This window comes from Pseudomonas sp. ADAK2 (assembly GCF_012935755.1).
Classification (GTDB): Bacteria; Pseudomonadota; Gammaproteobacteria; order Pseudomonadales; family Pseudomonadaceae; genus Aquipseudomonas.
Genome location: NZ_CP052862.1, coordinates 6,772,895 through 6,798,260, shown reverse-complemented (window position 1 = coordinate 6,798,260; position 25,366 = coordinate 6,772,895). Strand labels below are relative to the sequence as shown.

Genomic DNA, 25,366 nt, shown 5'->3' with positions numbered 1-25,366 from the left:
ATTAATGCAAGCGAGGTGTAGCCATGAACGATTCACTCTCTTCGATGATTGTCCCCGGCGTGCTCTGGGGCCTGGTGCTGTTTTCCGTGGTCAGCTGGGCGATTTTGCTGGTCAAGTCCGCGCAATACCTGCGGCAGAAATCCCAGAACAAACAGTTCAGCAAAGCCTTCTGGGGCGCGCCGGATCTGCTCACCGCCGCCGAGCACGCCAGCCAATACCCGGGCTCTTTGGCGCGGATCGCCAGCAGCGGTTTTGAAGCCTTGCTGGTCGACGAATCGCCGCGTACCACCCAGCAACTGGCCCACACCATCAACCGCTCTGACCGTCTGGAACGCAACCTGCGCCAGCAGATCCAGAAGGAACGCCGCTCCCTGGAAAACGGCCAGGCGATTCTCGCCAGTATTGGCAGCACCGCGCCGTTCATTGGTTTGTTCGGCACCGTATGGGGGATTATGGAAGCCCTGCAAAGCATCGGTGCCAGCGGTTCCGCCAGCCTGGAAACCGTGGCCGGGCCCATCGGTCACGCGCTGATCGCCACCGGCGTCGGCATCGCCGTCGCGGTGCCGGCGGTGCTGATTTACAACTTCTTCCTGCGCCGCTTGAAACTCGCCTCGGCGGACATGGATGACTTCGCCCACGACTTCGACGCCCTCGCCTCGCGCAGCGCGTTTTCCATCACTCGCCAGGCCATCGCCAGCAAAACCACAGCCGCCGTGCGGGAGGCCAGCTAATGTCCTTTTCCACTCAAGACAGCGATGAAGTGCTCAGCGAAATGAACGTCACGCCGCTGGTGGACGTGATGCTCGTGCTGCTGGTGGTGTTCATCGTCACCGCGCCGCTGATGACCAACGCGATCAAGGTCAACTTGCCGAAAACCGATGCCGTGGCCCCCGCCGAAAAGAAAGACCCGGTGGTGGTCAGCGTCGATCAGGACGGCAAGTTTTACCTGGCCAAGACCGAGGTCGCGCCCGAGTCCCTGGAGGCCAGCCTCAAGGAGGTCAAGGCCAAGGACAGCGAGGTCCGCGTGCAGTTGCAGGCCGACTCCGCGGTCAATTACGGCCAGGTGGCCAAAGCCATGGCCTCGATCGAGCGCTCGGGCATTACCAAGATATCGGTGATGACCACCCGCTGAGTCCGGTGCCGGGCGTGCAGTGAGGGTGTCGCCCGGCACCGTTCGTTGATTCCCGTCGCAATCAGCCGACCGAAAAAACGCACCGCGTCTTCGGAGGGGATCGGCTTGCTTGAAGAAAGTGGTTTTCCGCGCGCGGTACCACCGATGCCGGAGCAATGAGGGCTCACAAGGCCATTTCGATAAACGTCTAATAAAGTCGGAAATAACCATGCTGATGAACACTCCGCGTTTCACGCTCAAGCCGTTGGTGGCGATGATTCAACGTCACCGTTTTGTTCCGTTGTACCTGGTGGCCATGGGGATGAGCGCCGGGTCGTTGCATGCCGCAGAGGCCGGCACCGAGGACGACAGCAGTAAAGTCGTCCCGGCCGCCGTGGCACCGGCCACCACGCAGCTGCAACGGGTGGAAGTGACGGGCTCGGCGATTCGCCGGGTCGATGCGGAAACGGCGGTGCCGATTACCGTGCTACGCGCCGATGACTTGCGCAAACAAGGCGTGAGCACCACTGCCGAGTTGCTGCAACGGGTCACGGGCAGTCAGTCGGTAATCAATAGTTCCAGCTCGGTCGGTTCGGGCAGTGGCGGCGCGTCCTATGCCGACATGCGCGGCATCGGTGCGAACAAGACGCTGATCCTGCTCAACGGCCGACGCCTGGCGAACAACGCCCTGTCCGGCACCAACACCTCCAATGGCGCCGGGGTCGATCTGAACCTGATCCCCTTCGCGGCCATCGACCGGGTGGAGGTCCTGCGCGACGGCGCCTCGGCCCTTTACGGCACGGACGCCATCGGCGGCGTGATCAACTTCATCACCAAAAAAGCCATGACCGACGGCCAGTTGACCTTCGGCGGCGAAACCCCGACCCACGACGGCGGCGGCAACAGCAAGGACATGAGCGCCAGTTGGGGCTTCGGCGATCTGGAGCAGGATCGCTTCAATGTGCTCGGGGTGTTCAACTACAACAAGCAGGAAAACCTGCAAGCCAAGGACCGCAGCTTCGCCACCTCTTACCGGCCTGAACGTGGCCTGGATCAAACGTCCGGCACCGCATTCCCCGGTAACTACAGCCAGGGTGACAACGCCACCAACCCGTTGGCCAACAGCAACTGCAACGGCCCCAATCTGGTGTCGCGCCAAGGCGTGTGCCGCTTCGCGACGTCTTCCTACATCGACCTGATTCCGCAAACCGAGAAGACCTCGTTCTTCGGCAAGGCCACCGGCAAACTGGCGGACGATCACAACGTCAACCTCGAATATTTCTGGGCCCGCAACAACAACGCGACCGCCGTCGCGCCGGCGCCATTGACCGGCCAGACGCTCGACTCATCGTCGCCCTACTACCCGGGCAACGGCATCACCCCCGGGCCAACCGACTTCACCCTCGACCCGACGCAACCGGTCGACGTGAACTGGCGCGAAACGGCCGCAGGGGCTCGGGAATCCAAGGATCAGAACACCGCCCAGCGCTTCATCCTGAGCTTCGACGGCCTGGTCGGCGGCTGGGATTACAACGCGGGCGCCTCGTACAACCAGAACAAAGTCATCTCCAGCGTCACCAGCGGTTATGTCAGCGACTCGGCGATGACCGCCGGCCTGGCCAGCGGCCTGCTCAACCCGTTCGGCCCGCAAAGCAGCGCCGGGCAGGAATACATCGACCAAGCGATGTACCACGGACCGTATACCTCGGCGGTCGGTCGGGTGGTCGGCTTCGACGGTCGGGTCAGCCGCGAAATCGGTGACTGGTTTGGCGCGGGGCCTTCCGGCCTGGCGCTCGGTGGTGAATACCGCAAGGAAAAATTCCACCAGGACTACGAACAATTCGTCGACGATATTTCCAGCCTCGGTGCCGACTCGGCCGCCAGCGTTTCCGGCGATCGCAGCGTGAAAGCGGCATATGCCGAAATCAACGTGCCGGTGCTCGACAGCCTTGAACTGTCCGCCGCCGTGCGTCACGACAAATACAGCGATTTTGGCAGCACCACCAACCCGAAATACTCGTTCCGTTATCAGCCACTCAAGGAACTGGTGGTCCGTGGCGCCTACAGCGAAGGCTTCCGCGCACCGTCGTTGTACGAGTTGTACGCCCCGCAAAGCCTCTCCTTCACCCAGGCCAACTACAACGACCCGGTCCTGTGTACCGGCGGTGTGTTGCAAGCGGGCGGCAACGCCGGTCGCGACTGTGGCCAGCAGTTCCTCGCCAAGGGCGGCGGCAACCAGAGCCTGGCCCCGGAAAAGGCGCGTAACGTGACGTTGGGCTTTGTCTATCAACCGGTCCGTGACCTGTCGGTGGGCCTCGACTTCTGGTGGATTCACATCTCCAACCAGATCCAGCCATTCCCTGAATCCACCGTGTTTGATCAATCCGGCGCCTACACCGACCGCTTCGTGCGCAACGCCGACGGTTCACTGGACTACATCGTGACCGGCAATGCCAACCTGGGCATCGTCAAGACCAGCGGTGTCGACGTGTCCCTCGACTATCGCTTCCCGAACACACCCTATGGTCAGTTCGGTCTGGGGCTGCAAGGCACCTATGTCGACCGCTATGACTTCCAGAGCACCATCAAAGGCCCGTACACCGACAAGGTCGGCGACTTCCAAGGCGATGGCGTGATTGCGCGCTGGAAGCATGCCTTGAGCGGCACCTGGACCCTGGGCGCGGCACGTGCCTCGTTGGTCAACCGCTTCACCACCGGCTACAACGACTATGACCGCACCACCTATGACCGCGTCGCTTCGTATTCGCTGTGGGACCTGTCGGCCGGTTACACCTTCAACAAGGTGCTGGACCTCGACGCCGGGGTGAAGAACGTGTTCGACCGCGATCCGCCGTTCACCAACCAGGCCTACACCTTCCAGAGCGGTTATGACCCGCGTTACGCCGACCCGATGGGCCGCACGCTGTTCGCACGCATGACGTACCACTTCTGAGTCAGGGTCGGGGGAGCGCAATACTCCGGCCTTCCCCGACCTCATTGCGAATTCGCGCCCCACGGTGGTCCCGCCGGCCGCCGTGGGTTTTTCAGGCTTTGAGGAAAGATTTCATGACATTCACGCGCAACGTGGCGGGTCTGCTGCTCGGTGCCGCCCTGCTCTGCAACGCGGCGTCCGCGCTGGCCGCCGGCAGCTACGCGATGACGGTGTACGGCGAGCAGCCGAAGTACCCGGCCAATTTCCAGCATTTCGATTTCGTCGATCCCAAAGCACCCAAGGGTGGATCGCTCAGCCGCGCGTCCATGGAGATCGGCCAGTACAACTACATCACGCCGTACGCCGACCAGGGCATTTCGGTGGTGCAGGTCAACGATTGGGTGTACGCGCCCCTGGCCTTTCGCTCACTGGACGAGCCCTACACGGTCTACGGCCTTGTAGCCCAGCAAATGGAACGCGACCCTGACGGCCTGTGGGTGCGTTTCATCCTCAACCCAAAGGCCCGTTTCGCCGACAACACGCCGATCACTGCCGAGGACGTGCGCTACACCTTCGAGTTGCTGATGACCAAGGGCAGCCTGAGTTATCGCCAGCAATACGCCGACGTCCAGGACGTGGTGATCGAAGGCCCGGAAACGGTTCGCTTCAACTTCAAGAACAACCTCAACCGCACACTCGCGCTGGATCTGGCGACGATGCGCGTGGTGCCCGAGCATTGGTGGAAAACCCGAGACTTCGCCAACGGCGGCGGTTTCGAGCCACCGCTGGGCAGCGGCCCGTACACGGTCAGCAAGGTTGACGCCGGGCGCAGCATCAGTTTTGCCCGCGACCCAAACTGGTGGGGCAAGGACCTGCCGGTCAGCCGCGGGCTGTACAACTTCGACAGCCTGACGGTGAATTTTTACGGCGACACCGATGTCGCCCGCCAGCTGTTGCAGGCCGGCGCATTCGATTACAACCGCGAGTTCTCGTCGTCCGGTTATGTGGTCGGTTACGACAGCCCGGCCCTACGCGACGGTCGTTTGCAGCAGTCGATCCTCGCCCCGGCCAAACCCACCGCCGCCCAAGGCTTTGTGTTCAACCTGCAAAACCCGATCTTCCAGGACCGCCGCGTGCGCCAGGCCCTGACCCTGCTGTGGGATTTCGAGTGGACCAACAAGCAGATGATGCGCGGCTTCTACGTGCGTCAGAACAGCTATTGGCCGAAAAGTGAAATGGCCGCCACCGAACTGCCCGATGCCCGGGAACTGGCGATTCTCGAACCCTTGCGCGGACAGGTCCCGGACGAAGTGTTCACCCAGGTTTATCAGGCGCCGAAAACCGATGGCAGCGGCTACATCCGTGACAAGCAATTGCAGGCCCTTCAGCTGTTGGCCGAGGCCGGATGGACACCAAAAAACAATCATCTGGTGAACGCCGCCGGCGTGCCGTTGGAATTCACCTTCCTCGACGGCCAGGGCGGTTTCGACCGCATGTTGCTGCCGTTCAAGCGAACCCTGGCGCAGATCGGCATCACCCTGAACCTGCGACGCATCGATTCGGCGCAGTACGTCAACCGCCTCAACGCCCGGGACTACGACATGATCGTCACCAGTTTTCCACGCAGCGGCGACCCCATCGTCTCCCCCGGTCGCGAGCTCTACAGCCTCTACGCCTCGCAAAGTGCGACCCAGGTCGGCAGTTCAAATTCCATGGTGCTGGCCAACCCGGCGGTGGATCGGCTGATCGATGGCCTGGTCCAGTCCAACTCCCGGGACGACATGGTGCATTACGCCCGCGCCCTCGACCGAGTGCTGCAATGGGGTTACTACATGATTCCCAACTACTACTCCAAAGGCACGCCGACGGTGTATCAAAACCGTTTCGGCATGCCTGCGACTCAACCGGCGTTCGACGAAGGCCTGAATACGTGGTGGGAAGTGGCCGCCAAACCTTTGGATAACCAACAGATGAGCGCCCTGCGCCAACTCGCAGGGGTGCAGTGACATGTGGCGCTATATGAGTCGTCGCTTGCTGCTGATCATCCCGACATTGCTGTGCATTCTGGTGGTCAACTTTTTGATCGTGCAGGCCGCGCCTGGCGGTCCGGTGGAACAGGCCATCGCCCGCTTGCAAGGCTTTGGCGGCAATGTCATGGGTGGCAGCGGCGGCGAGCTGTCCGCCGTCGGTGGTGCCGGGCGCAGCAGCCGTGGCCTCGACCCGGCACTGATCGAGGAGATCAAGCACCACTACGGTTTTGACAAACCGATACACGAACGCCTGTGGCTGATGCTCAAGAACTACGCGCAACTGGACCTGGGCAACAGCTTCTTTCGCGGGGCCAAGGTCACCGACCTGATCCTGCAAAAACTGCCGACATCGATCTCCCTCGGGCTCTGGGCAACCCTGATCACCTACCTGATTTCGATTCCCCTGGGGGTGCGCAAAGCGATCAGGAATGGCAGCGCGTTCGACGTCTGGACCAGCACCGCGATCATCATCGGCTACGCGATGCCCGCGTTTCTGTTTGCGATTCTGCTGATCGTGGTGTTTGCCGGCGGCAGCTACGTCAACTGGTTCCCGGTGCAAGGACTGGTCTCGGACAACTTCGACAGCCTCAGCCCCTTGGGCAAGGTCGGCGATTACCTGTGGCACCTGGTGTTGCCGGTGACGGCGTTGGTGATCGGCGGCTTCGCCACACTGACGATCCTGACTAAAAACAGTTTCCTCAACGAGATCAGCCGCCAATACGTGATTACGGCGCGAGCCAAGGGATTGACCGAGCGCCGCGTGTTGTACGGCCATGTGTTTCGCAACGCGATGCTGCTGGTGGTGGCCGGGATCCCTCAGGCGTTGATCGAGGTTTTTTTCGCCGGTTCGTTGTTGATTGAAACCATCTTCAACCTCGATGGCCTCGGGCGCATGAGCTACGAAGCCGCCGTGTCCCGGGACTACCCGGTGGTGTTCGGCGCGCTGTTTCTGTTCACCCTGTTCGGGCTGCTGATCAAGCTGATCGGCGACCTCTGCTACACCCTGCTCGACCCGCGCATCGACTTCTCCGCGAGGACTGCCTGATGTTCAAATTGTCTCCTTTGGGCAAACGGCGTATCGCGCACTTCAAGGCCAACCGCCGTGGGCGCTGGTCGTTGTGGCTGTTTATCGGTCTGTGCCTGGTGTGCCTGGGCGGCGAGTTGATTGCCAACGACAAGCCATTGATCGTGCATTACCACGGCGCCTGGTACTTCCCGATCATCGAGGACTACGACGAAATCACCTTCGGCGGCGAGCTGCCGTTCCAGCCGGATTACGCCAGTGCCTACGTGCACAAGCTGATCGAAGGCCAGGGTGGCTGGATGCTGTTTCCACCGATTCCGTTCAGCTACGACACGGTCAACTATGACCTGACCGAACCGGCCCCCAGTCCGCCGTCCGCCAGCAACTGGCTGGGCACTGATGACCAGGCCCGGGACGTGTTGGCGCGGGTGATTTTCGGCACACGGATTTCGATTCTGTTTGCCTTGGTATTGACCGCCATCAGTGCGGTGGTCGGCATCGGCGCCGGGGCGTTGCAGGGTTATTACGGCGGGTGGGTCGATCTGATCGGCCAGCGATTGTTGGAGATTTGGTCGGGGTTGCCAGTGCTGTACCTGCTGATCATCTTGTCGGGTTTCGTCTCGCCGAGCTTCTGGTGGTTGCTGGGGATCATGGCGTTGTTTTCCTGGCTGGCGCTGGTGGACGTGGTGCGCGCCGAGTTCTTGCGCGGCCGCAGCCTGGAATACGTGAAAGCTGCGCGGGCCCTGGGCCTGACCGACAGCGAACTGATGCGCCGGCACATCCTGCCCAACGCCATGACCTCGACCCTGACCTATCTGCCGTTCATTTTGACCGGTGCCATCGCCACCCTTACCGCGCTGGATTTTCTCGGCTTCGGCATGCCGGCCGGCACCGCGTCCCTGGGCGAGTTGATCGGCCAGGCCAAGCGCAATTTGCAAGCGCCGTGGCTGGGGCTGACGGCGTTTTTTGCCTTGGCGCTGATTCTTTCATTGCTGGTGTTTATCGGTGAGGCCTGCCGCGATGCGTTTGATCCAAGGAACTGAGATGAACGACAACCTGATCGAAATCCGCAACCTGCGCATCGCCTTCGGCGACCGTGAAGTGGTGCATGGGCTGGACCTGGATATCCGTCGCGGCGAATGCCTGGCGCTGGTGGGTGAATCGGGCTCGGGCAAGTCGGTGACGGCGCACTCGATCCTGCGGCTGCTGCCAGGTAAATCCGTCGCCACCTCGGGCAGCATTCGCTACAACGGCGTGGATCTGGTGCACGCCAGCGAAGCGCAATTGCGTGGCTTGCGCGGTAACCGCATCGCAATGATTTTCCAGGAGCCGATGACCTCGCTGAACCCATTGCACACCGTGGAAAAACAAGTCAACGAAGTGCTGGAAATCCACAAGGGCTTGAAGGGCCGCGCCGCTCGGGCACGGACGCTGGAGTTGCTGGAACTGGTGGGCATTCGCGAGCCGCACAAACGGCTCAAGGCCTACCCGCATCAGTTGTCCGGCGGCCAGCGCCAGCGGGTCATGATTGCCATGGCGTTGGCCAACGAGCCGGAACTGCTGATCGCCGATGAACCAACCACCGCGCTGGATGTGACGGTGCAGCAGAAGATTCTGGAGCTGCTGATCGAGTTGCAGCAACGCCTGGGCATGTCGTTGTTGCTGATCAGCCATGACCTGAATCTGGTGCGGCGGATTGCCCAGCGAGTGTGCGTGATGCGCGAGGGTGAAATCGTCGAGCAGGCGGATTGCGAAACGCTGTTTCGGGCGCCGCAACATCCCTACAGCCGCTTGTTGATCGAAGCCGAGCCGACCGGGGCGCCGGTGCCCAGCGAGTACAACCATAACCTGCTGGAAGTGGACAACCTCAAGGTCTGGTTTCCCCTGCCCAAAGCCTTGTTCAGCCGCACGCAGGAGTACATCAAAGCGGTGGACGGTGTCAGCTTGAGCCTGCATCGCGGCAAGACGCTGGGCATCGTCGGTGAGTCGGGGTCGGGAAAATCCACCCTCGGCCAAGCGATATTGCGCCTGGTGGAGTCCGAGGGTGGCATCCGCTTCGGCAACAAGGAGTTGAGCATCCTCAATCAACGGCTGATGCGGCCGTTGCGCCGGCAGATGCAAGTGGTGTTTCAGGACCCGTTCGGCAGCCTGAGCCCGCGTATGTCGGTGGAGCAAATCATCGCCGAAGGGTTACTGACCCATGGCATCGGCACAGCGGCGGACCGTGAAGCAGCGGTGATCCGGGTGTTGAAGGAAGTCGGCCTCGATCCGCAAAGCCGTCATCGCTATCCGCATGAGTTTTCCGGTGGCCAGCGCCAGCGTATTTCCATCGCCCGGGCACTGGTGCTGGAACCGGCGCTGATCCTGCTGGATGAACCGACCTCGGCACTGGATCGCACGGTGCAAAAGCAAGTGGTGGCATTGCTGCGTGAATTGCAGATTCGGCATGGGCTGACGTATTTGTTCATCAGCCATGACCTGGCGGTGGTGCATGCCCTGGCCCATGACTTGATCGTGGTCAAGGACGGCAAAGTGGTGGAGCAAGGCTCGTCGCGGGAGATTTTTTCGGCACCGCAGCATCCGTATACCCAGGAGTTGCTCGCTGCATCGGGGCTGGCCAAGACACATGAACCATTGGCTTTGGCCTAGGCGCCGATTTTATTTTCGCGACGCTGCATCCAAATCTCTGCGTGGTGGGTAGTACCTGTAGCAGCCCCTTGAGCTGCCGAGCGGTTTACTCATTTATGGAGAGATGTTCATGAACGCCAAACAGCTGCTGTGCCTTGCCGGTGTGTTCGCCGCCATCCCTGTTGCCTTCGCCCAAGCCGAGTTGCCGGACAGTGTCAAAGTCCCGGCCGGGCATAAGGTCGCGATGGAAACCACCGGGGTCGGCGAGATTACCTATGAGTGTCGGGACAAGGCCAATGCGGTGGGCCAGACCGAATGGATTTTTGTCGGCCCCAAAGCGGTGCTCAACGATCGCAGCGGCAAGCAGGTCGGCACCTATTTCGGCCCGCCCGCCACCTGGCAAGCCAAGGACGGGTCCAAGGTGACTGGCACGCAATTGGCGGTCGCGCCGTCGAGCCCGGGTAACCTGCCCTATCAACTGGTCAAGGCCAACCCGGCCGAAGGCAAAGGCGCCATGAGCGGCGTGAGTTACATCCAGCGCGTGGCCCTCAAGGGCGGCGTGGCGCCGAGTGCCGAATGCACCGCGGCGAACAAGGGCAAGCAAGAAGTGGTGAAATATCAGGCGGACTATATTTTCTGGGCAGCCAGTTAAGGCCCTATTGGGTCGGCGCCGGTTTCGACTGGCGCCGGCGCATCTCGGGATTGTTTGCTAGATTGAATCCAGCGTGCCCCACGCTCTCACCGACGGCTGAGCACAGTGTCCTTGCCCGAACCCTCTTTCGATTACGAAGCCCATCTGGCCGCCTGCGGGCGTGGCGAGCGTCAGGCCCTGCAGGATTTATATGTGCAGGAAAGCCCACGTCTTTTAGGCGTGGCCAAACGTCTGGTGGGCGATACGGCGTTGGCCGAGGACATCGTCCACGATGCGTTTATCAAGATCTGGTCCGCCGCCAAGGGTTTCGATCCGGCGCGGGGTTCGGCGCGGGGCTGGATGTTCAGCATCACCCGGCACCTGGCGCTCAATGTCATTCGTGACCATCGCCGCGAGACACCCATGACCGAGGACAACGAGCTCGCCCTCCACAACCCTTTTGAATCGCTGGACCACGCTGGGCGCATTCATCGCTGCCTGGAACAACTGGAACCCGAGCGACGCAGCTGCATCCTGCACGCTTACGTCGACGGCTATACCCACGCGCAAATCTCACAAAGGCTCGGCTCCCCGCTGGGCACCGTGAAAGCCTGGATCAAACGCAGCCTGACGGCCTTGCGGGAGTGCATGGGATGACCGCCCGACCTGTGAATGAAACCCCGGAAGAACGGGACGAACTGGCCAGCGAATATGTGTTGGGCACGCTGTCGGCGGAGCGGCGCAATGAGGTTCAACAACGCCTGGGCGATGAACCTCAGTTGCAAGCAGCCGTGGACGCCTGGGAGCGTCGATTGCTGGGCCTGACCGATCTGGTCGAGCCGCACGCACCCTCCCCGCACCTGTGGCGGCGCATCGAGCGCAGCGTCAATGACTTGAGCCGGCCAGCGGCGGCGACGGCTTTCTGGTGGAACCTGCTGCCGCTGTGGCGCGGGCTCGCCGGGGCCGGTTTAGCCGCCAGTCTGGTGCTTGGCGCATTGCTGCTGACCCAGGCCACGGTCAAACCGACGTATTTGGTGGTGCTTGTCGCTCCGCAGGACAAGGCGCCGGGCTGGGTGATCCAGGCCAGCAACCCGAGGGAAATCCAGCTGATCCCCCTGAGCGTCATCGAGGTCCCGGCCGACAAGGCGTTGGAGTTCTGGACCAAGGCTGACGGCTGGCAAGGCCCGGTGTCGCTGGGGCTGGTGAAACCGGGGCAAACCCTGTCGGTGCCGCTGGATAAACTGCCGCCCCTGCAACCCAACCAACTCTTCGAGCTGACGCTTGAAGGAGCGAACGGCTCACCGATCGGCAAGCCCACCGGGCCGATTCAGTTCATCGGGCGCGCGGTGAAAGTCATCTGAGCAGCTCACCCCAGCACTGCGACCCACTCTGCTGTCGTGACAATCGAATGGGCATACGTCGGCCCGTTGATCTCATGGGCGGCGTGCATCGCTTCGGCGCTGAACGCCGCGGTGGTGTCTCGCACCAGGGTGACGTGGTAACCCAGCTCGGAAGCGAATTTTCCAGTGGTTCGATGCAGGTGTTGGCGAGCATCCCCACGATCACCACCCTGTCGATCCCGTGTTGTTTGAGCAGGTACTCCAGGTCGGTGTTGGCAAAACCGCTGCCGCCCCAGTGCTCCTTGACGATCACGTCACCGGCCTCGGGCTGGAAATCCGGGTGCCACTCCCCGCCCCAAGTGCCGACGGCAAAGACCTGGGCGTGGCTGGCGCCTTGCTGATAGGGGCTGGGGTGTTTCCAGCACGCCAGTTCATTGGGCTCGGCGCGGTGGTGCGGCACGTAAAAAACCTGGATGCCGGCCTTGCGCGCCGCCCGGGCCTGCCGACGACCGTCCCATCACACCGCAAGGGGTACTGCTTGCCAACCATCATTACTGTCGATGTTCACCATCACATCAATGAAGTTCTCATAAAAAATCCCCGGCGTAACATCCGCTCCATACCAACCAATAAACACCCCGGAGCACACGATCATGAAACGCCAAATCCTTCTCAGCATCGCTTTCTCGGTTTTTGCAGTTAACGCTTTTGCCGCTTCCTCTGCTCACCAGGCTGTCGCTGAAGGCGGCTCGGATCGATTGATTGAAAGCCGTGTGGCTGAGGGGGGGTCGGATCGTCTGCAACAGAATCGTGTTGCCGAAGGTGGCTCGGATCGTTTGATCCAGAATCGTGTTGCCGAAGGTGGTTCCGATCGTTTGATCCAGAATCGTGTTGCTGAAGGTGGTTCCGATCGTTTGATCCAGAATCGTGTTGCCGAAGGTGGCTCGGATCGTCTGCAACAGAATCGCGTCGCTGAAGGTGGTTCCGATCGCCTGATCCAGAACCGCGTTGCCTGAATGAATGGCGTTACAGCGGTACTCAACGAAAAACCCGGCCTTATCCGCCGGGTTTTTTTATGCCTGCGATCTTTTGATCTTATTTCCCCTTCGCCATACACCGCTGATACCGCTCATCAACCCGCTTGGCAAACCACGCAGTGGTGAGTTTGCGGGTGATCTTCGGGCTTTCCAGCACAATCCCCGGCAACACAGCACGCGGTAACGTCCGGCCTTCGGCCTTGTCCGCAAGGGCGAAGACCTCCTGATAGAGCCGCGTCTCCTCGAATTCCAGGGTTTTACCTTTCTCCAGTTGATCGCGGATGGTCGGATTGCGCATGCCCAAGCGCTTGCCGAGGGTGCGCACCGCCAGTTCCGTGGTGCCGGGCATGATCGAGTCGTAGCGGATCAAATCACCGTCCAGCGCCAATGGAATGCCCGACGCACGGCTCAGGGCATTTTGAAACGCGGCATTGCGGCTGGCGTACCACCCGGCATTGAAATCAGCAAAGCGATACAGCGGCTGGGTGTAGCTCACCGGATAACCGAGCAAATGGGCAATGCCGAAGTACATACCGCCGCGACGGCTGAACACTTCATGTCGAATTGTGCCTTGCACCGGGTACGGATAGTCGCGCGCTTGTTGCTCGGCGAATTCGATGCTGACCTGCATCGGCCCGGCGGTGTGCACCGGATTGAAACCGCCGAACAGGGTGCGGCCCATCGGCACCATGCTGATGAAATCGTCGAAAATCGCGCTGAGTTCTTTTTCGCTGCGGGCGGCGTTGAGGCGGTCGCTGTAACTTTTGCCGTTGGACGAACGGACCTGTAACGCACCGCTGACCAACAGGCTGGGGATATGCACCTTGGCGGCGCGGCGGTCGATCTCGTCCCTGGCGATCTTGCCCAGGCCCGGCACCGGCGGGTCGACCCGGAAGGTCGATTCCTGCTCGGTCACGGCCAGGACTGCGCAGAGGTTTTGCGTGGTCGGCGAAATGTCCTGGGCGGCAAACGCGGCGTAAATGTCCGTTGCCCAGCCCTCGCGGTCGACAGTCTTGGCCGGCAACAGGCGCACGATCTGCGCCTTGACCTCGGCAGGCTTGCGGGGCGGTGCTTCCTGGGATTGCCGGGTGCCGCAACCGGCCAGGACCAGTAAGGCTGCGAGGCTGATGATCAATCGGTGGGCGTGCATGTTGCTCCATGAAATCCGTTTAAGCCGGGTTAACCATACGATCAATGGTGGGGCGCAGGCTATGACTCTCACCCTTCCACACTGTTCCGTAGTAGCAGCTGTCGAGCACCGCGAGGCAGCGTCCGGCGGCGCAGCCGTCGTAAAATCAGCCAACACGGTGTGTCAGGTAAACCGCGTGCGCAGGGTTTGCGACGGCTTCGCCGCCGGACGCTGCCTCGCGGTGCTCGACAGCTGCTACAGAGCGCCTTGTGCTGGTCGCTGATAACAAACTTATTGCAGGGCGTTACTGAGAAAACATATCATTTGCGCCTGGAGTCGTATTTGCGCAAGGAGTTCCGCGCGCCGTTATCTCTTTCTCTCATCGGCGGCGCGCCGTCAGGATCGAACATGCTCACTCCTCCCTTTCGCCCGGCTCTTCTTGCCTTGTTTTGCGCCCTGTCCGCCACCGCCCATGCCGCCACCTCTGAAAATGACAGTAAGGCATTGGTGCTGGACGATGTGAACGTCAACGCCCAGGCCCCGACAGCGGCGAGCGCCCTGCCCCCGGTGTTCGCCGGCGGTCAGGTGGCGCGCGGCGGCCAATTGGGTGTACTGGGCAACCAGGACATGATGGACGTGCCGTTCACCATGGCCGCCTACACCGAACAACTGATCCAGGACCAACAGGCCGAAGACGTCGCCGACGTATTGCTCAACGATTCCTCGGTGCGCCAGGCTTCCGGTTTTTCCAACCAGGCGCAGATCTTCATGATCCGCGGCTTGCCACTGACCGGCGACGATATTTCCTACAACGGCCTGTACGGCGTGCTGCCACGGCAGATCATTTCCACCGACGCCCTGGAGCGCGTGGAAGTGTTCAAAGGCCCGAACGCCTTTATCAACGGCGTGACCCCGACCGGCTCCGGCATCGGCGGCGGCGTCAACCTGCAACCCAAGCGCGCCGGTGACGTGCCAACACGCCGCTTCACCACCGACATCAATGACGAAGGCCGCGTCGGTCAGCACCTGGACCTCGGCCAACGCTTTGGTGAAGACAACCGTTTCGGCGCCCGGGTCAACCTGGCCCAGCGCGAAGGCGACACCGGCATCGACCACGAAAACCAGCGTTCGAAACTGTTCTCCATCGGCCTCGATTATCGCGGTGACGCCCTGCGTATTTCCGGTGATTTCGCCTACCAGAAAGAACGCGTCAACGGTGGCCGCAACACCGTGAACCTTGGCACGGCCACGCACATTCCGGATGCGCCATCGGCGGACACCAACTACGCGCCGAAGTGGGGTTACACCGACATCGAAGACACCTTCGGCATGTTGCGCGCCGAGTACGACCTGAACGACAACTGGACGGCCTACGCCGCGGGCGGCGCCAAGCACACCCGCGAAGTCGGGCGCTACAACTCGACCACGCTGGTGGGCAACAGCGGCGCCTCGACCACCACCGGCTCGTTCATCCCCCACGACGAAGACAACACCAGCGTCATGGCCGGCCTCAACGGCCGATTCGCCACCGGCCCGGTCACCCATAAACTCAATTTCGGCCTGGCCGGGATCTGGACCGAGCAGCGCAGCGCCTACGATTTCGACCTGACCAAATACGCCAACAACATCTACCATCCGGTGGAAACGCCCTCGCCGGTCGGCAACTTCTCGGGCGGCGACCTGAGCGACCCGGGCATCGTCGGCAAGACCTTCACCCGCAGCGCCGCCGTGTCGGACACCCTTGGCTTCTTCGATGACCGGCTGTTGCTGACCGTCGGCCTGCGTCGCCAGCAATTGGTGATGCAAGGCTACGGCTACGCGCCTTACGGTTCCGGCAGCCGCACCTCTTCCTATGACGAATCGATCACCACACCGGTCTACGGCCTCGTCTTCAAGCCGTGGGAGCATGTGTCGTTCTACGCCAACCGCATCGAAGGCCTGGCGAAAGGCCCGATCTCGCCGCTCACCTCCGGCAGCCGCGTCGTCACCAATGGCAACGAGGCGTTCGCCCCGGCCCGTTCCAAGCAAATCGAAGCCGGCGTCAAGGTCGACATGGGCACCTACGGCGCCAGTCTGGGCGTGTATCGCATCGAACAACCGAGCGATGGTTACTCGGTGATCACCAGCGCGACCACGGCGGAGTTTGTGCGCCAGGGTGAACAGATCAACAAAGGCGTCGAACTCAACGTCTTCGGCGAACCGATCGAAGGCCTGCGCCTGATCAGTGGTCTGACCCTGATGGACACCGAACTGAAGAACACCCAGAACGGCGCTACCGACGGCAACCGTGCCATCGGCGTACCGACCTTCCAGTTCAACGCTGGCGTGGATTGGGACGTGCCGGGCCTGCAAGGCGTCGCGCTGAACGCGCGGATGCTGCGCACCGGCGGCCAATACGCCGACGCGGCGAACAACCTCAGCCTGCCGACCTGGAACCGTTTCGATGCCGGCGCCCGCTATGGTTTCAAAGTCGACCAGAAAGACATCACCCTGCGTCTGAACATCGAAAACCTGGCCAACGAGAAGTACTGGGAATCGGCCCAGGCCGGCTACTTGACCCAGGGCGAGCCACGGGTGGCGAAGTTGTCCGGCACCATCGACTTCTAAGCACCGCCGCTCAACGAAAAGGCCCCGCAGCTTTGCCGCTGCGGGGCCTTTTTTATTTGCCATACTGTTTCCATACATCATGGAGAACAGGCCCATGAACCGTAGCGACGTGTTGATCATCGGCGCCGGCCCCACCGGCCTGGTGCTGGCGCTGTGGCTGAGCAAACTCGGCATCCACGTGCGCATCATCGACAAAACCCTGGCCCCCGGCACCACCTCGCGGGCCCTGGCGGTGCAGGCGCGAACCCTGGAGTTGTATCGCCAGCTCGACCTCGCCGATGCCATCGTGCAAAACGGCCACCGAGTGGCGGCGGCGAATTTTTGGGTCAAGGGCGAACCCGTGGCGCACCTGCCGTTGACCCGGATCGGCGAGGGCCTGACGCCCTACGCGTTCCTCGAAATCTTTCCCCAGGACGAACACGAACAACTGCTGATCGAACGCCTCGAAACCTTCGGCGTCCGCGTGGAACGCAAGACCGAACTGGAGAGTTTCAGCGAAACCGGCGACGGCATTACCGCGCAATTACGCCTGCCCGATGGCCAGCAGGAAACCTGCCAAGCCTGTTACATCGCTGGTTGCGACGGCGCGCGTTCGATTGTGCGCAAAACCCTGGACAGCGGTTTTCCCGGCGGTACCTACCAGCAGATTTTCTACGTCGCCGACGTGCAGGCCAGTGGCCCGGCGTTCAATGGCGAACTGCATGTGGACCTCGATGAAGCGGACTTCCTCGCCGTATTTCCACTGGCCAGCGAAGGTCACGCGCGGCTGATCGGCACTGTGCGTGATGAACGTGCCGAACACGCCGAAACCCTCAAATTCGAAGACGTCAGCAGTCGGGCTATCGAGCATTTGAAAGTGCAGGTCGAACAGGTCAACTGGTTCTCGACCTACCGCGTGCATCACCGGGTGGCGGAGTTCTTTCGCAGCGGTCGTGCGTTTTTGCTCGGCGACGCGGCCCATGTCCACAGCCCGGCGGGCGGCCAGGGCATGAACACCGGGATTGGCGACGCGATCAACCTGGCCTGGAAACTGGCCGCCGTGCTGACCGGCGCCGCCACTGCCAAATTGCTCGACAGCTACGAAACCGAACGCATGGCCTTCGCCCGGCGCCTGGTGTCCACCACCGACCGGGTGTTCAGCTTCGTGACCGCCGAGGGCAAAGTCGCGGATCTGCTGCGCACGCGGCTGGCGCCGTTCCTGATCCCCAAACTGGCCACGTTCGGACCGGAGTTCCTGTTTCGCACGGTCTCGCAAATCACCCTCAACTATCGCGGCATGCCCCTGAGCGAAGGCGTGACCGGGCACGTCCACGGCGGCGACCGCCTGCCCTGGGCCCACGATGGCGAAGGTGATAACTACGAATCCCTGAAAAACCTGACGTGGCAGGTGCATGTGTACGGCGACACCAGCGACGAAATGATCGCGTGGTGCATCGAACATCATTTGCCCTTGCACGTATTCGACTGGCGGCCGGCGTTTGATGCCGCGGGGTTGGCGCGTAACGGGTTTTATCTGTTGCGGCCGGACACTTATGTGGCGATTGCCGATAACAGCGCGGACCCGAAGGTGATCGAGCGGTATTTTCGGGATCACGGGATTCGGCTGTTTTTTGGTTGAACCGTCAAAAGATCGCAGCGCCTGCAGGGTGTACACCCTCCCAATGAAGGAGCTGCCGAAGGCTGCGATCTTTTGATCTTGATCAGATCCCGGCCAGGGCCAGGTCCATCGCGAAGTAGGTAAAGATCAGGTCCGCACCGGCCCGCTTGATCGCCCCCAGACTCTCACGCACCACCCGATCTTCATCAATCGCCCCCGCCTGGGCGGCAAACTTGATCATCGCGTACTCGCCACTGACCTGATAGGCCGACAACGGCAACCGCGAAACCTCGCGGATATCGCGGATGATGTCCAGGTAGGCGCCGGCCGGTTTGACCATCAGCGCGTCGGCGCCTTCCTGTTCGTCAAGCAGCGATTCGCGCACGGCTTCGCGGCGGTTCATCGGGTTCATCTGGTAGCTTTTACGGTCGCCTTTCAAGGCACTGCCTCCGGCTTCACGGAACGGGCCGTAGAGCGCCGAGGCGAATTTGGTCGAGTAGGCCATGATCGCGGTCTGGGTGAAACCGGCTTCGTCCAGCGCCCGGCGAATCGCCTGGACCTGGCCGTCCATCGCCGCCGACGGGGCGATCACGTCGGCGCCGGCACGGGCCGCCGCCACGGCTTGTTTGCCGAGGTTGATCAGGGTCTGGTCGTTGTCGACTTCGTGGTTATGCACCACGCCACAGTGGCCGTGGTCGGTGTACTCGCAGAAGCAGGTGTCGGACATCACAATCATCTCGGGCACCGCGTCCTTGGCGATCCGCGACATCCGCGAGACCAGGCCATTGTCGCTCCAGGTGTCGCTGCCGCTGCTGTCCAGGTGATGGGATACGCCGAAGGTCATCACCGACTTGATCCCGGCACGGGCGTAACGCTCGATCTCGCCGGCCAGTTTCGACTCGGGAATGCGCATCACGCCGGGCATGCTTTTGATTGGCACGAAATCGTCGATTTCTTCCTCGACGAAAATCGGCAGCACCAGGTCGTTGAGGCTGAACTCGGTTTCCTGGAACAGGCTGCGCAGGCTCGCATTGCGGCGCAGACGGCGTGGACGTGCTTCGGGGAACTGGCTGGACATGGGTTTTCCTGAGACAAAAGTCGTAGGGGGCGAAGCTTATGCCCTGTGCGGCGCAGGACACAAACGTCAGGTGAGGAACAAACCTTTACCGGGTTGGCAATAATCCGCGTTTTGCTCCTACAGCGTCAGGGTTCCGTCGATGCACGTCACCACGGCACCGCCGATCCAGATCTCGTCACCGACCTGATCCACCTGAATCCGCCCGGCGCGGCCCATGGTCAAGCCCTGGCTAACCACATAAGACGCCGGCGCCAGCCCTTCGCTGAGCAGCCATTGGGCGATCCCTGCGTTGAGGCTGCCGGTGGCCGGGTCTTCCGGCATGCCGTCGCCGGAGATGAACGCGCGCACTTCGAACTGCGCATCATCGCCATCACGCTCGGGGTGCCACGGTGCGATCACCCCGACGGCCAGGCCGAGCATTTGCGAATGATCCGGCTGCACATCGAGCACCTGCTGTCGATCCTCGACCATCACCGCCAGCCACCCGGCACCGTTATCAACCCATTGCGCCCGAACGATGGCCCCCGCCGCCAACTCCAGTCCGAGCCGGACTCGCTCCATCACATCGGCCTCTACCGGCCCGGTCCTGAGCAGCGGTGGCGCCAAAAACGCCAATTCCGCGCCTTGCCGGCGCACCCGCACCAGCCCGACGCCGCACTCCTGAATGATCTCCTCACCCTTGGGCACGCCACCGGCCTCAAGCCAGGCGTGACAGGTGCCCAGGGTCGGGTGACCGGCGAAGGGAAGCTCTTTCAGGGTGGTGAAAATCCGCACCCGGTAGTCGGCCCGCGGGTCCCGGGGTTCGAGCACGAACGTGGTTTCGCTGAGATTGGTCCAGCTCGCGAACGCCGCCAGGCGCTCATCGCTGAGTTCGTCAGCGCCGAACACCACGGCCAGCGGGTTGCCTTTGAGCGGCGTGCGGCTGAAGACATCGACTTGCTTGAAGGGGAATGAACGCATGACCTTCCTTGGTTTTGAAGAGCTTACTTGGGAATTTCCAGCCCGCGCATCACCGCCGGCCGCGCCAGGAAGCGCTCCAGTACCCGCGTAATGTTCGGGAAGTTCTTGATACCCACCAGATCACCGGCCTCATAGAAGCCGATCAGGTTGCGTATCCATGGAAACGTCGCGATGTCGGCGATGGTGTAGCGCTCGCCCATGATCCAGTCGCGTCCTTCCAGGCGTTTATCGAGCACGTTGAGCAGGCGCTTGCTTTCCTCGACATAGCGTTCAAGAGGCCGTTTGTCCTCGTAGTCCTTGCCGCCGAATTTGTTGAAGAAACCGACCTGGCCGAAGATCGGCCCGATACCGCCCATCTGAAACATGAGCCACTGGATCGTCTCGTAGCGCGCCGCCGATTCCTGGGCCAGCAGTTGGCCACTTTTGTCGGCGAGGTAGATCAGGATCGCCCCGGACTCGAACAACGGCAGTGGCTGATCCCCTGGCCCGTGAGGGTCGATGATCGCCGGGATCTTGTTGTTGGGGTTCAGCGACATGAACTCTGGCGACAATTGATCGTTGGTCTCGAAGCCCACGCGGTGCGGCTCGTACGGCAGGCCGATCTCTTCAAGCATGATCGAGACCTTGACGCCATTGGGGGTCGGCAAGGAGTAGAGCTGGATCCACTCGGGGTACTGGGCCGGCCATTTTTGGTGGATCGGGAACGCAGAGAGATCGGTCATGGGGTGATCCGCGCAGACATTGGAGCGCTGATCATAATGGAGGACCGGCCGATCCGGCATACGCAATCGTGCCGACGTCCATAAATCCGCAACATCCTGTCGATAACCTTCGGCCAACCCATTGAAGGTTGCGGCTAAAGTGCTGCGAACCCGCCGTTATCGAACCAATGGGCTTCAGAGGACTCTGAGCATTGCCCTTTATGGAAACAGATCGGCTCAACGACATGGAAAACACCCGCTGCTGGGAGCGCGCGGTGTAAAGGTTTGTCAGCCTTAATCGAATGCGCTGAAGATCCCTTTATTCAATGATGAACCTTTCGAAATTCGTCCAACGCTTCAAACATCGCGCGTATATCGTTCTGCCCTCGTTATTGGCAGCCAGCGCGCTGTTCCTGTCGCTTGAGTCCAGCGAAAGCCGCGCCCAACCGGCAGACGGCACCCAGACGCTGGTCTTCCTGCGCCACGCCGAAAAACCCGACGGCGGCCTCGGCCAGCTCAATTGCCAGGGCTTGAACCGGGCGATCAACCTGTCCACCTTGCTTCCGGAAAAATTCGGCAAGGCCGATTACGTGTTTGCCGCCAACCCGACGCGCAATGTCGAGGAAGGCGAACTGGACAATTCCTACAGCTACATCCGCCCCCTGATGACCATCAGCCCCAGCGCGATCAAGCTCGGCCTGCCGGTGAACATCGAATACTCGGCCAACGACACCAGCGATCTGGCGGATGAATTACTCCACGACAAGTATCACAACTCAACCATCTACACCGCCTGGTCCCACGGCTATCTGCCGGAGCTGATCAACAAGGTCGCTGGCGACGCGCTCGGCAAGAAACAGAACATCACCGAAGACTGGGAGTCCAGCGACTACGATTCGCTGTACGTGCTGACCCTGACCTGGCACAACGGCAAGGCCAGCCTGGTGAGCCACTCTTATAAACAAGGGCTGGATAACGGCTCACAGAACTGTCCTACATAAGAGGTCGGCTGCGTCCCACGCACTGTCGGGGCCACGTTGACGCAGAGGCTGGGCTATCATGAGCCCATCTCTTCTTTGTCCGGAACCTCGCCATGTCGCTCTCATCCGCAGCAGTCCCTTCCCGGGGCTGGTCGTTCTGGTGGAAACCCGCCCTGTTCCTGCTGATCGCCTGCGTCGGGCTTTACTACGTCAAGTGGTCGCCCTACTACCTCAAGGCCTTCGTCGCTGCTGACAACCACAGCATCGGCGCCTCAATCATCAATGACCAACTGTCCGATCCCCTGAGCGCCGCCCTGGCGTATGCCAAGGTGTATTTCCTGGCGATCTGGAAAGCCGCGGTGCTGGCGGTGATCCTCGGTTCCCTGCTGCAAGTGCTGATTCCGCGCGACTGGCTGCTGCGCCTGTTCGGCCGCGCCGGTTTTGCCTCTACCCTGCGCGGTGGATTGTTCGCCCTGCCCGGCATGATGTGCTCGTGCTGCGCCGCCCCGGTAGCCGCTGGCATGCGTCGGCAGAATGTGTCGGTGGGTGCGGCGCTGGCCTTCTGGATCGGCAACCCGGTGCTCAACCCGGCCACCCTGGTGTTCATGGGCTTCGTGCTCGGCTGGGGGTTCACGGCGTTGCGCCTGGTGGCGGGCATCGTGCTGGTATTCGGTGTGTCGCTGGTGGCCCAGCGGATCGCCGGCCCGGAGACCTTGCCTGAAGCCGCCGTCGAGGCCGTGGTCGATGCCAGCGAAACCAACACGCAACCGTTCCTGACCCGCTGGGGCCGGACGATCTGGCAACTGTTCTGGAGCACCATCCCGATCTACATGCTGGCCGTGCTGGTGCTGGGTGCGGTGCGGGTCTGGGTGTTTCCGCACATCGATGGCGCCATGGCCAACAGCCTGTTGTGGCTGGTGCCGCTGGCGATCATCGGTACGCTGTTCGTGATTCCGACCGCCGCCGAAATCCCCATCGTGCAAACCATGATGACCCTGGGCATGGGCACCGCCCCGGCCGTTGCGCTACTGATGACCCTGCCGAGCATCAGCCTGCCGTCGCTGCTGATGCTGCGCAAGGATTTCGATACGCGGGTACTGGTGAGCGTGGCGCTGATGACCATGGGGATCGGGGTGGTCAGCGGGTTGATCGGGGCTGCGTTGCTATAGAGATTTGGCGTCTGTGAGGACGCCTTCGCGGGCAAGCCTCGCTCCTACAGGATGTGGAAATATCCTGTAGGAGCGAGGCTTGCCCGCGAAAGGGCCCGCAAATCCACCGCATCACTCCCGTCGGGTAACCCGCTCCCGCAGATAGTCAAACACCGCCTCCCGCTCCCCGGCAAACTCGATCCGCGCGCCCTTCTTCTCGCGCTGAAACGCATACATCGGGTCGTAATACTCGCTAAGCAACCCTTCGATCCAGCCCCGGTGCAAGTCCACCGCGCCACTGCGCGCCTGCTCAGCCAAGGCATCTTCCATCAACAGCAACATCCGCCGATGACGTTCCCCGCCCAGGCGCTTCTGCACATTGTTCAGACTCTCCAGCAAGCGCTCGGAAAACAGCGCAAAGCCTTCCTCGCCATGCACGCCGATGAACTCGGCACACAGGTCCACCACGTAATCACGCAGGATCCGCTCGACGCGCCCTTCCAGGCTGTCTTCCAGCCAGACCATCGGAAATTGCTGCATGCCCTGATACAACGGCAGCGGCAAGGCACAACTGCCGACCGCGCGGCTCTCGTCTTCCAGCACGAATTGTTCGATGCCACGGGCGCGCTTTTTCAGCACATCCACCGCCAGACGGTTTTCAAAGTCGATGTTGGAAGGTTGGCCGGTGGCGCGTTTGCCGAAGCTGGAACCCCGGTGATTGGCGTAGCCTTCCAGGTCCAGCCCATTGTTCAACTGCGTCAGCACTTCGGTTTTACCGGTGCCAGTCATGCCGCCGAGCAAGACGAAATCGCACTCGGCCACGGCGTTATCCACGGTGTCCAGCAAAAAGGTGCGCATGGCCTTGTAGCCACCGCCGACCCGCGGATAGTCGATGCCCGCCTCGTCCTTGAGCCACTGCTGGACGATCTGCGAACGCAAGCCGCCGCGAAAACAATACAAATATCCGTCTGGATGAGCCCGGGCAAAATCTGCCCAGGCCTGAATGCGTTCGGCCTTGATCTCGCCGGATACCAATTGATGCCCCAGGGTGATGGCCGCTTGTTGGCCGTGTTGCTTGTAGCACGTGCCGATTCGTTGCCGCTCGTGGTCATTCATCAGCGGCAGGTTGATCACACCGGGGAACGAGCCTTTTAGGAACTCGACCGGCGCGCGGGCATCCATCATCGGCCGGTCGTTGAGAAAGAGGTCGCGGTAATCGGTGCAGTCGATAGACATCAAAACACCTCGACCGCGTTGGTCTGTCGCTCAACCAGTTCGCCGATTGGCTCAAGGCTCAGGCCCAGCTCGGCGGCGACCGCGAGGAACTGTTCGTTACCCTCGGGCGTGACCGCAATCAACAGGCCACCGCTGGTTTGCGGATCGCACAGCACGCGTTTGTGCAGCTCTTGCAGGCGCCCGAGTTTGCTGGCGTAGCTGTCGAAGTTGCGCAAGGTGCCACCAGGCACACAGCCCTGTTCGAGGTAATACTCGACGCCCGCCAGACGCGGCACGCGGTCGTATTCGATGCGCGCGGTCACGTTGCTGCCATCGGCCATTTCCACCAGGTGCCCCAGCAAGCCGAAACCGGTGACGTCGGTCATCGCGGTGACGCCGTCGAGTTTGCCGAATCGGCTGCCGGGCTTGTTCAGGGTGCACATCCAGTCCCGGGCCAGGCCGATGTCGGCGTGGCGCAACTTGCCCTTCTTCTCGGCGGTGGTGAGGATGCCGATGCCCAAGGGTTTGGTCAGGTACAACAGGCAACCGGCGGTGGCGGTGTCGTTGCGTTTCATATGGCGTTTTTGCACCAGACCGGTGACGGCCAGGCCGAAGATCGGCTCCGGGGCGTCGATGGAATGCCCGCCGGCCAGGGGGATGCCCGCCTCGTCGCAGATCGAACGGCCGCCGCGTATCACTTCCCGGGCGACTTCCGGGGCCAGCACATTGACCGGCCAGCCGAGGATCGCAATCGCCATCAACGGATCGCCGCCCATGGCGTAGATGTCGCTGATCGCATTGGTGGCGGCGATGCGGCCGAAGTCGAACGGATCGTCGACAATCGGCATGAAGAAGTCGGTGGTCGAGACCACGCCGCGCTCATCGTCGATGGCATACACCGCCGCGTCATCACGCGAGGCGTTACCGACCCAGAGCTTGGGATCGAGGTTCTGCGCGCCGCTGCCGGCCAGAATCACTTCCAGGACCTGGGGCGAAATTTTGCAACCGCATCCTGCGCCGTGGCTGTATTGGGTCAGGCGAATCGGCTCGCTCATGGTGTGCACCTCGTAGAATCAATGCGGGCGATTCTAGCAGACGATCGTTCCCATGCTCTGCGTGGAAATGCAGCCCGGGACGCTCTGCGCCCTATCAATACCGCAGGCAAAAAAAACCGCCCTTGCGGACGGCTAATACACTTCGACCATGATCCTCGCCTAA

Annotated in this window: 22 protein-coding genes and 1 pseudogene; 15 read left to right on the top strand and 8 right to left on the bottom strand. The window is 61.7% G+C overall.

The genetic code is table 11. The annotated features are described in order from the left end of the window. The first annotated feature begins 23 nt into the window (after positions 1 to 23). The 10 genes from HKK52_RS31045 (at position 24) to HKK52_RS31000 (ending at position 11,717) form a co-directional block, all read left to right on the top strand. A complete protein-coding gene (locus tag HKK52_RS31045) occupies positions 24 to 731 on the top strand; it encodes a MotA/TolQ/ExbB proton channel family protein (protein ID WP_169373913.1) in 708 nt (235 codons plus the stop codon). Then, positions 731 to 1,132 (top strand): ExbD/TolR family protein, encoded by a 402-nt coding sequence (locus HKK52_RS31040; protein WP_169373912.1) that lies wholly within the window; start codon positions 731 to 733, stop codon positions 1,130 to 1,132. The genes HKK52_RS31045 and HKK52_RS31040 overlap by 1 nt, the downstream gene beginning before the upstream one ends. A gap of 208 nt (positions 1,133 to 1,340) precedes the next feature. Next, on the top strand, positions 1,341 to 4,064 hold the full coding sequence (locus HKK52_RS31035; RefSeq protein WP_169373911.1) for a TonB-dependent receptor: 2,724 nt from the start codon (positions 1,341 to 1,343) through the stop codon (positions 4,062 to 4,064). Positions 4,065 to 4,177: 113 nt separating this feature from the next. Beyond that, entirely contained in the window at positions 4,178 to 6,049 is a 1,872-nt protein-coding gene (locus HKK52_RS31030; protein WP_169373910.1) for an extracellular solute-binding protein, read from the top strand. A gap of 1 nt (position 6,050) precedes the next feature. Further along, positions 6,051 to 7,118: a microcin C ABC transporter permease YejB gene (locus HKK52_RS31025; RefSeq protein ID WP_169373909.1), complete on the top strand. Its 1,068-nt coding sequence runs from the start codon at positions 6,051 to 6,053 to the stop codon at positions 7,116 to 7,118. Beyond that, positions 7,118 to 8,140 (top strand): ABC transporter permease, encoded by a 1,023-nt coding sequence (locus tag HKK52_RS31020; RefSeq protein WP_169373908.1) that lies wholly within the window; start codon positions 7,118 to 7,120, stop codon positions 8,138 to 8,140. Before HKK52_RS31025 ends, HKK52_RS31020 begins: the two co-directional genes overlap by 1 nt. 1 nt (position 8,141) lies before the next feature. Further along, positions 8,142 to 9,746, top strand: coding sequence for an ABC transporter ATP-binding protein (locus tag HKK52_RS31015; RefSeq protein ID WP_169373907.1), 1,605 nt, complete (start codon positions 8,142 to 8,144; stop codon positions 9,744 to 9,746). A 109-nt stretch (positions 9,747 to 9,855) separates the two neighbouring features. Beyond that, a complete protein-coding gene (locus HKK52_RS31010; protein WP_169373906.1) occupies positions 9,856 to 10,377 on the top strand; it encodes a DUF3455 domain-containing protein in 522 nt (173 codons plus the stop codon). A gap of 105 nt (positions 10,378 to 10,482) precedes the next feature. Further along, positions 10,483 to 11,013 carry a sigma-70 family RNA polymerase sigma factor gene (locus HKK52_RS31005; RefSeq protein WP_169373905.1) on the top strand — a complete coding sequence of 177 codons (531 nt, stop codon included), beginning with the start codon at positions 10,483 to 10,485 and terminating at the stop codon, positions 11,011 to 11,013. After that, complete coding sequence (locus tag HKK52_RS31000) at positions 11,010 to 11,717, top strand: anti-sigma factor (protein WP_169373904.1); 708 nt, start codon at positions 11,010 to 11,012, stop codon at positions 11,715 to 11,717. The genes HKK52_RS31005 and HKK52_RS31000 overlap by 4 nt, the downstream gene beginning before the upstream one ends. 5 nt (positions 11,718 to 11,722) lie before the next feature. Here HKK52_RS31000 and HKK52_RS30995 read toward each other — a convergent pair. After that, positions 11,723 to 12,192: pseudogene (locus tag HKK52_RS30995) on the bottom strand (isochorismatase family cysteine hydrolase); the annotation flags it as partial. 21 nt (positions 12,193 to 12,213) lie between these two features. Then, positions 12,214 to 12,351, bottom strand: a complete 138-nt coding sequence (locus HKK52_RS30990) for a hypothetical protein (protein ID WP_169373903.1) — start codon at positions 12,349 to 12,351, stop codon at positions 12,214 to 12,216. Here HKK52_RS30990 and HKK52_RS30985 point away from each other — a divergent pair. Continuing rightward, the gene (locus tag HKK52_RS30985; protein ID WP_169373902.1) at positions 12,350 to 12,712 is read left to right on the top strand and encodes a hypothetical protein; all 363 of its coding nucleotides are present in this window, start codon (positions 12,350 to 12,352) and stop codon (positions 12,710 to 12,712) included. The two genes, HKK52_RS30990 and HKK52_RS30985, sit on opposite strands and share 2 nt — an antisense overlap. A gap of 79 nt (positions 12,713 to 12,791) precedes the next feature. Here the strand turns inward: HKK52_RS30985 and HKK52_RS30980 are convergent, their stop codons facing one another. Next, a complete protein-coding gene (locus HKK52_RS30980) occupies positions 12,792 to 13,883 on the bottom strand; it encodes a DUF1615 domain-containing protein (protein WP_169373901.1) in 1,092 nt (363 codons plus the stop codon). Between the two features lie 387 nt (positions 13,884 to 14,270). Between HKK52_RS30980 and HKK52_RS30975 the strand changes: the two genes are divergently transcribed. Together HKK52_RS30975 and HKK52_RS30970 are read left to right on the top strand one after the other, a co-directional pair. Beyond that, positions 14,271 to 16,469, top strand: a complete 2,199-nt coding sequence (locus tag HKK52_RS30975) for a TonB-dependent receptor (RefSeq protein WP_169373900.1) — start codon at positions 14,271 to 14,273, stop codon at positions 16,467 to 16,469. A gap of 94 nt (positions 16,470 to 16,563) precedes the next feature. Next, positions 16,564 to 18,087, top strand: a complete 1,524-nt coding sequence (locus HKK52_RS30970) for an FAD-dependent oxidoreductase (RefSeq protein ID WP_169373899.1) — start codon at positions 16,564 to 16,566, stop codon at positions 18,085 to 18,087. An 82-nt stretch (positions 18,088 to 18,169) separates the two neighbouring features. Here the strand turns inward: HKK52_RS30970 and hemB are convergent, their stop codons facing one another. The 3 genes from hemB to HKK52_RS30955 all read right to left on the bottom strand — a co-directional run bounded on the left by hemB (position 18,170) and on the right by HKK52_RS30955 (position 20,826). Continuing rightward, positions 18,170 to 19,144 carry a porphobilinogen synthase gene (gene hemB, locus HKK52_RS30965; protein WP_169373898.1) on the bottom strand — a complete coding sequence of 325 codons (975 nt, stop codon included), beginning with the start codon at positions 19,142 to 19,144 and terminating at the stop codon, positions 18,170 to 18,172. Positions 19,145 to 19,261: 117 nt separating this feature from the next. After that, on the bottom strand, positions 19,262 to 20,104 hold the full coding sequence (locus HKK52_RS30960) for a PhzF family phenazine biosynthesis protein (RefSeq protein ID WP_169373897.1): 843 nt from the start codon (positions 20,102 to 20,104) through the stop codon (positions 19,262 to 19,264). 23 nt (positions 20,105 to 20,127) lie between these two features. Further along, positions 20,128 to 20,826 carry a glutathione binding-like protein gene (locus HKK52_RS30955; RefSeq protein WP_169373896.1) on the bottom strand — a complete coding sequence of 233 codons (699 nt, stop codon included), beginning with the start codon at positions 20,824 to 20,826 and terminating at the stop codon, positions 20,128 to 20,130. A gap of 305 nt (positions 20,827 to 21,131) precedes the next feature. On the opposite strand from HKK52_RS30955, the gene HKK52_RS30950 reads away from it, so the two are divergent. After that, complete coding sequence (locus HKK52_RS30950) at positions 21,132 to 21,806, top strand: histidine phosphatase family protein (RefSeq protein WP_169373895.1); 675 nt, start codon at positions 21,132 to 21,134, stop codon at positions 21,804 to 21,806. Positions 21,807 to 21,898: 92 nt separating this feature from the next. Then, positions 21,899 to 22,954 (top strand): permease, encoded by a 1,056-nt coding sequence (locus HKK52_RS30945; RefSeq protein ID WP_169373894.1) that lies wholly within the window; start codon positions 21,899 to 21,901, stop codon positions 22,952 to 22,954. A 111-nt stretch (positions 22,955 to 23,065) separates the two neighbouring features. Here HKK52_RS30945 and mnmH read toward each other — a convergent pair whose 3' ends face one another. Both mnmH and selD read right to left on the bottom strand, forming a co-directional pair. Further along, positions 23,066 to 24,169: a tRNA 2-selenouridine(34) synthase MnmH gene (gene mnmH, locus HKK52_RS30940; protein ID WP_169373893.1), complete on the bottom strand. Its 1,104-nt coding sequence runs from the start codon at positions 24,167 to 24,169 to the stop codon at positions 23,066 to 23,068. Continuing rightward, positions 24,169 to 25,203 (bottom strand): selenide, water dikinase SelD, encoded by a 1,035-nt coding sequence (gene selD / locus HKK52_RS30935; protein WP_169373892.1) that lies wholly within the window; start codon positions 25,201 to 25,203, stop codon positions 24,169 to 24,171. Before selD ends, mnmH begins: the two co-directional genes overlap by 1 nt. Positions 25,204 to 25,366: the final 163 nt, after the last annotated feature.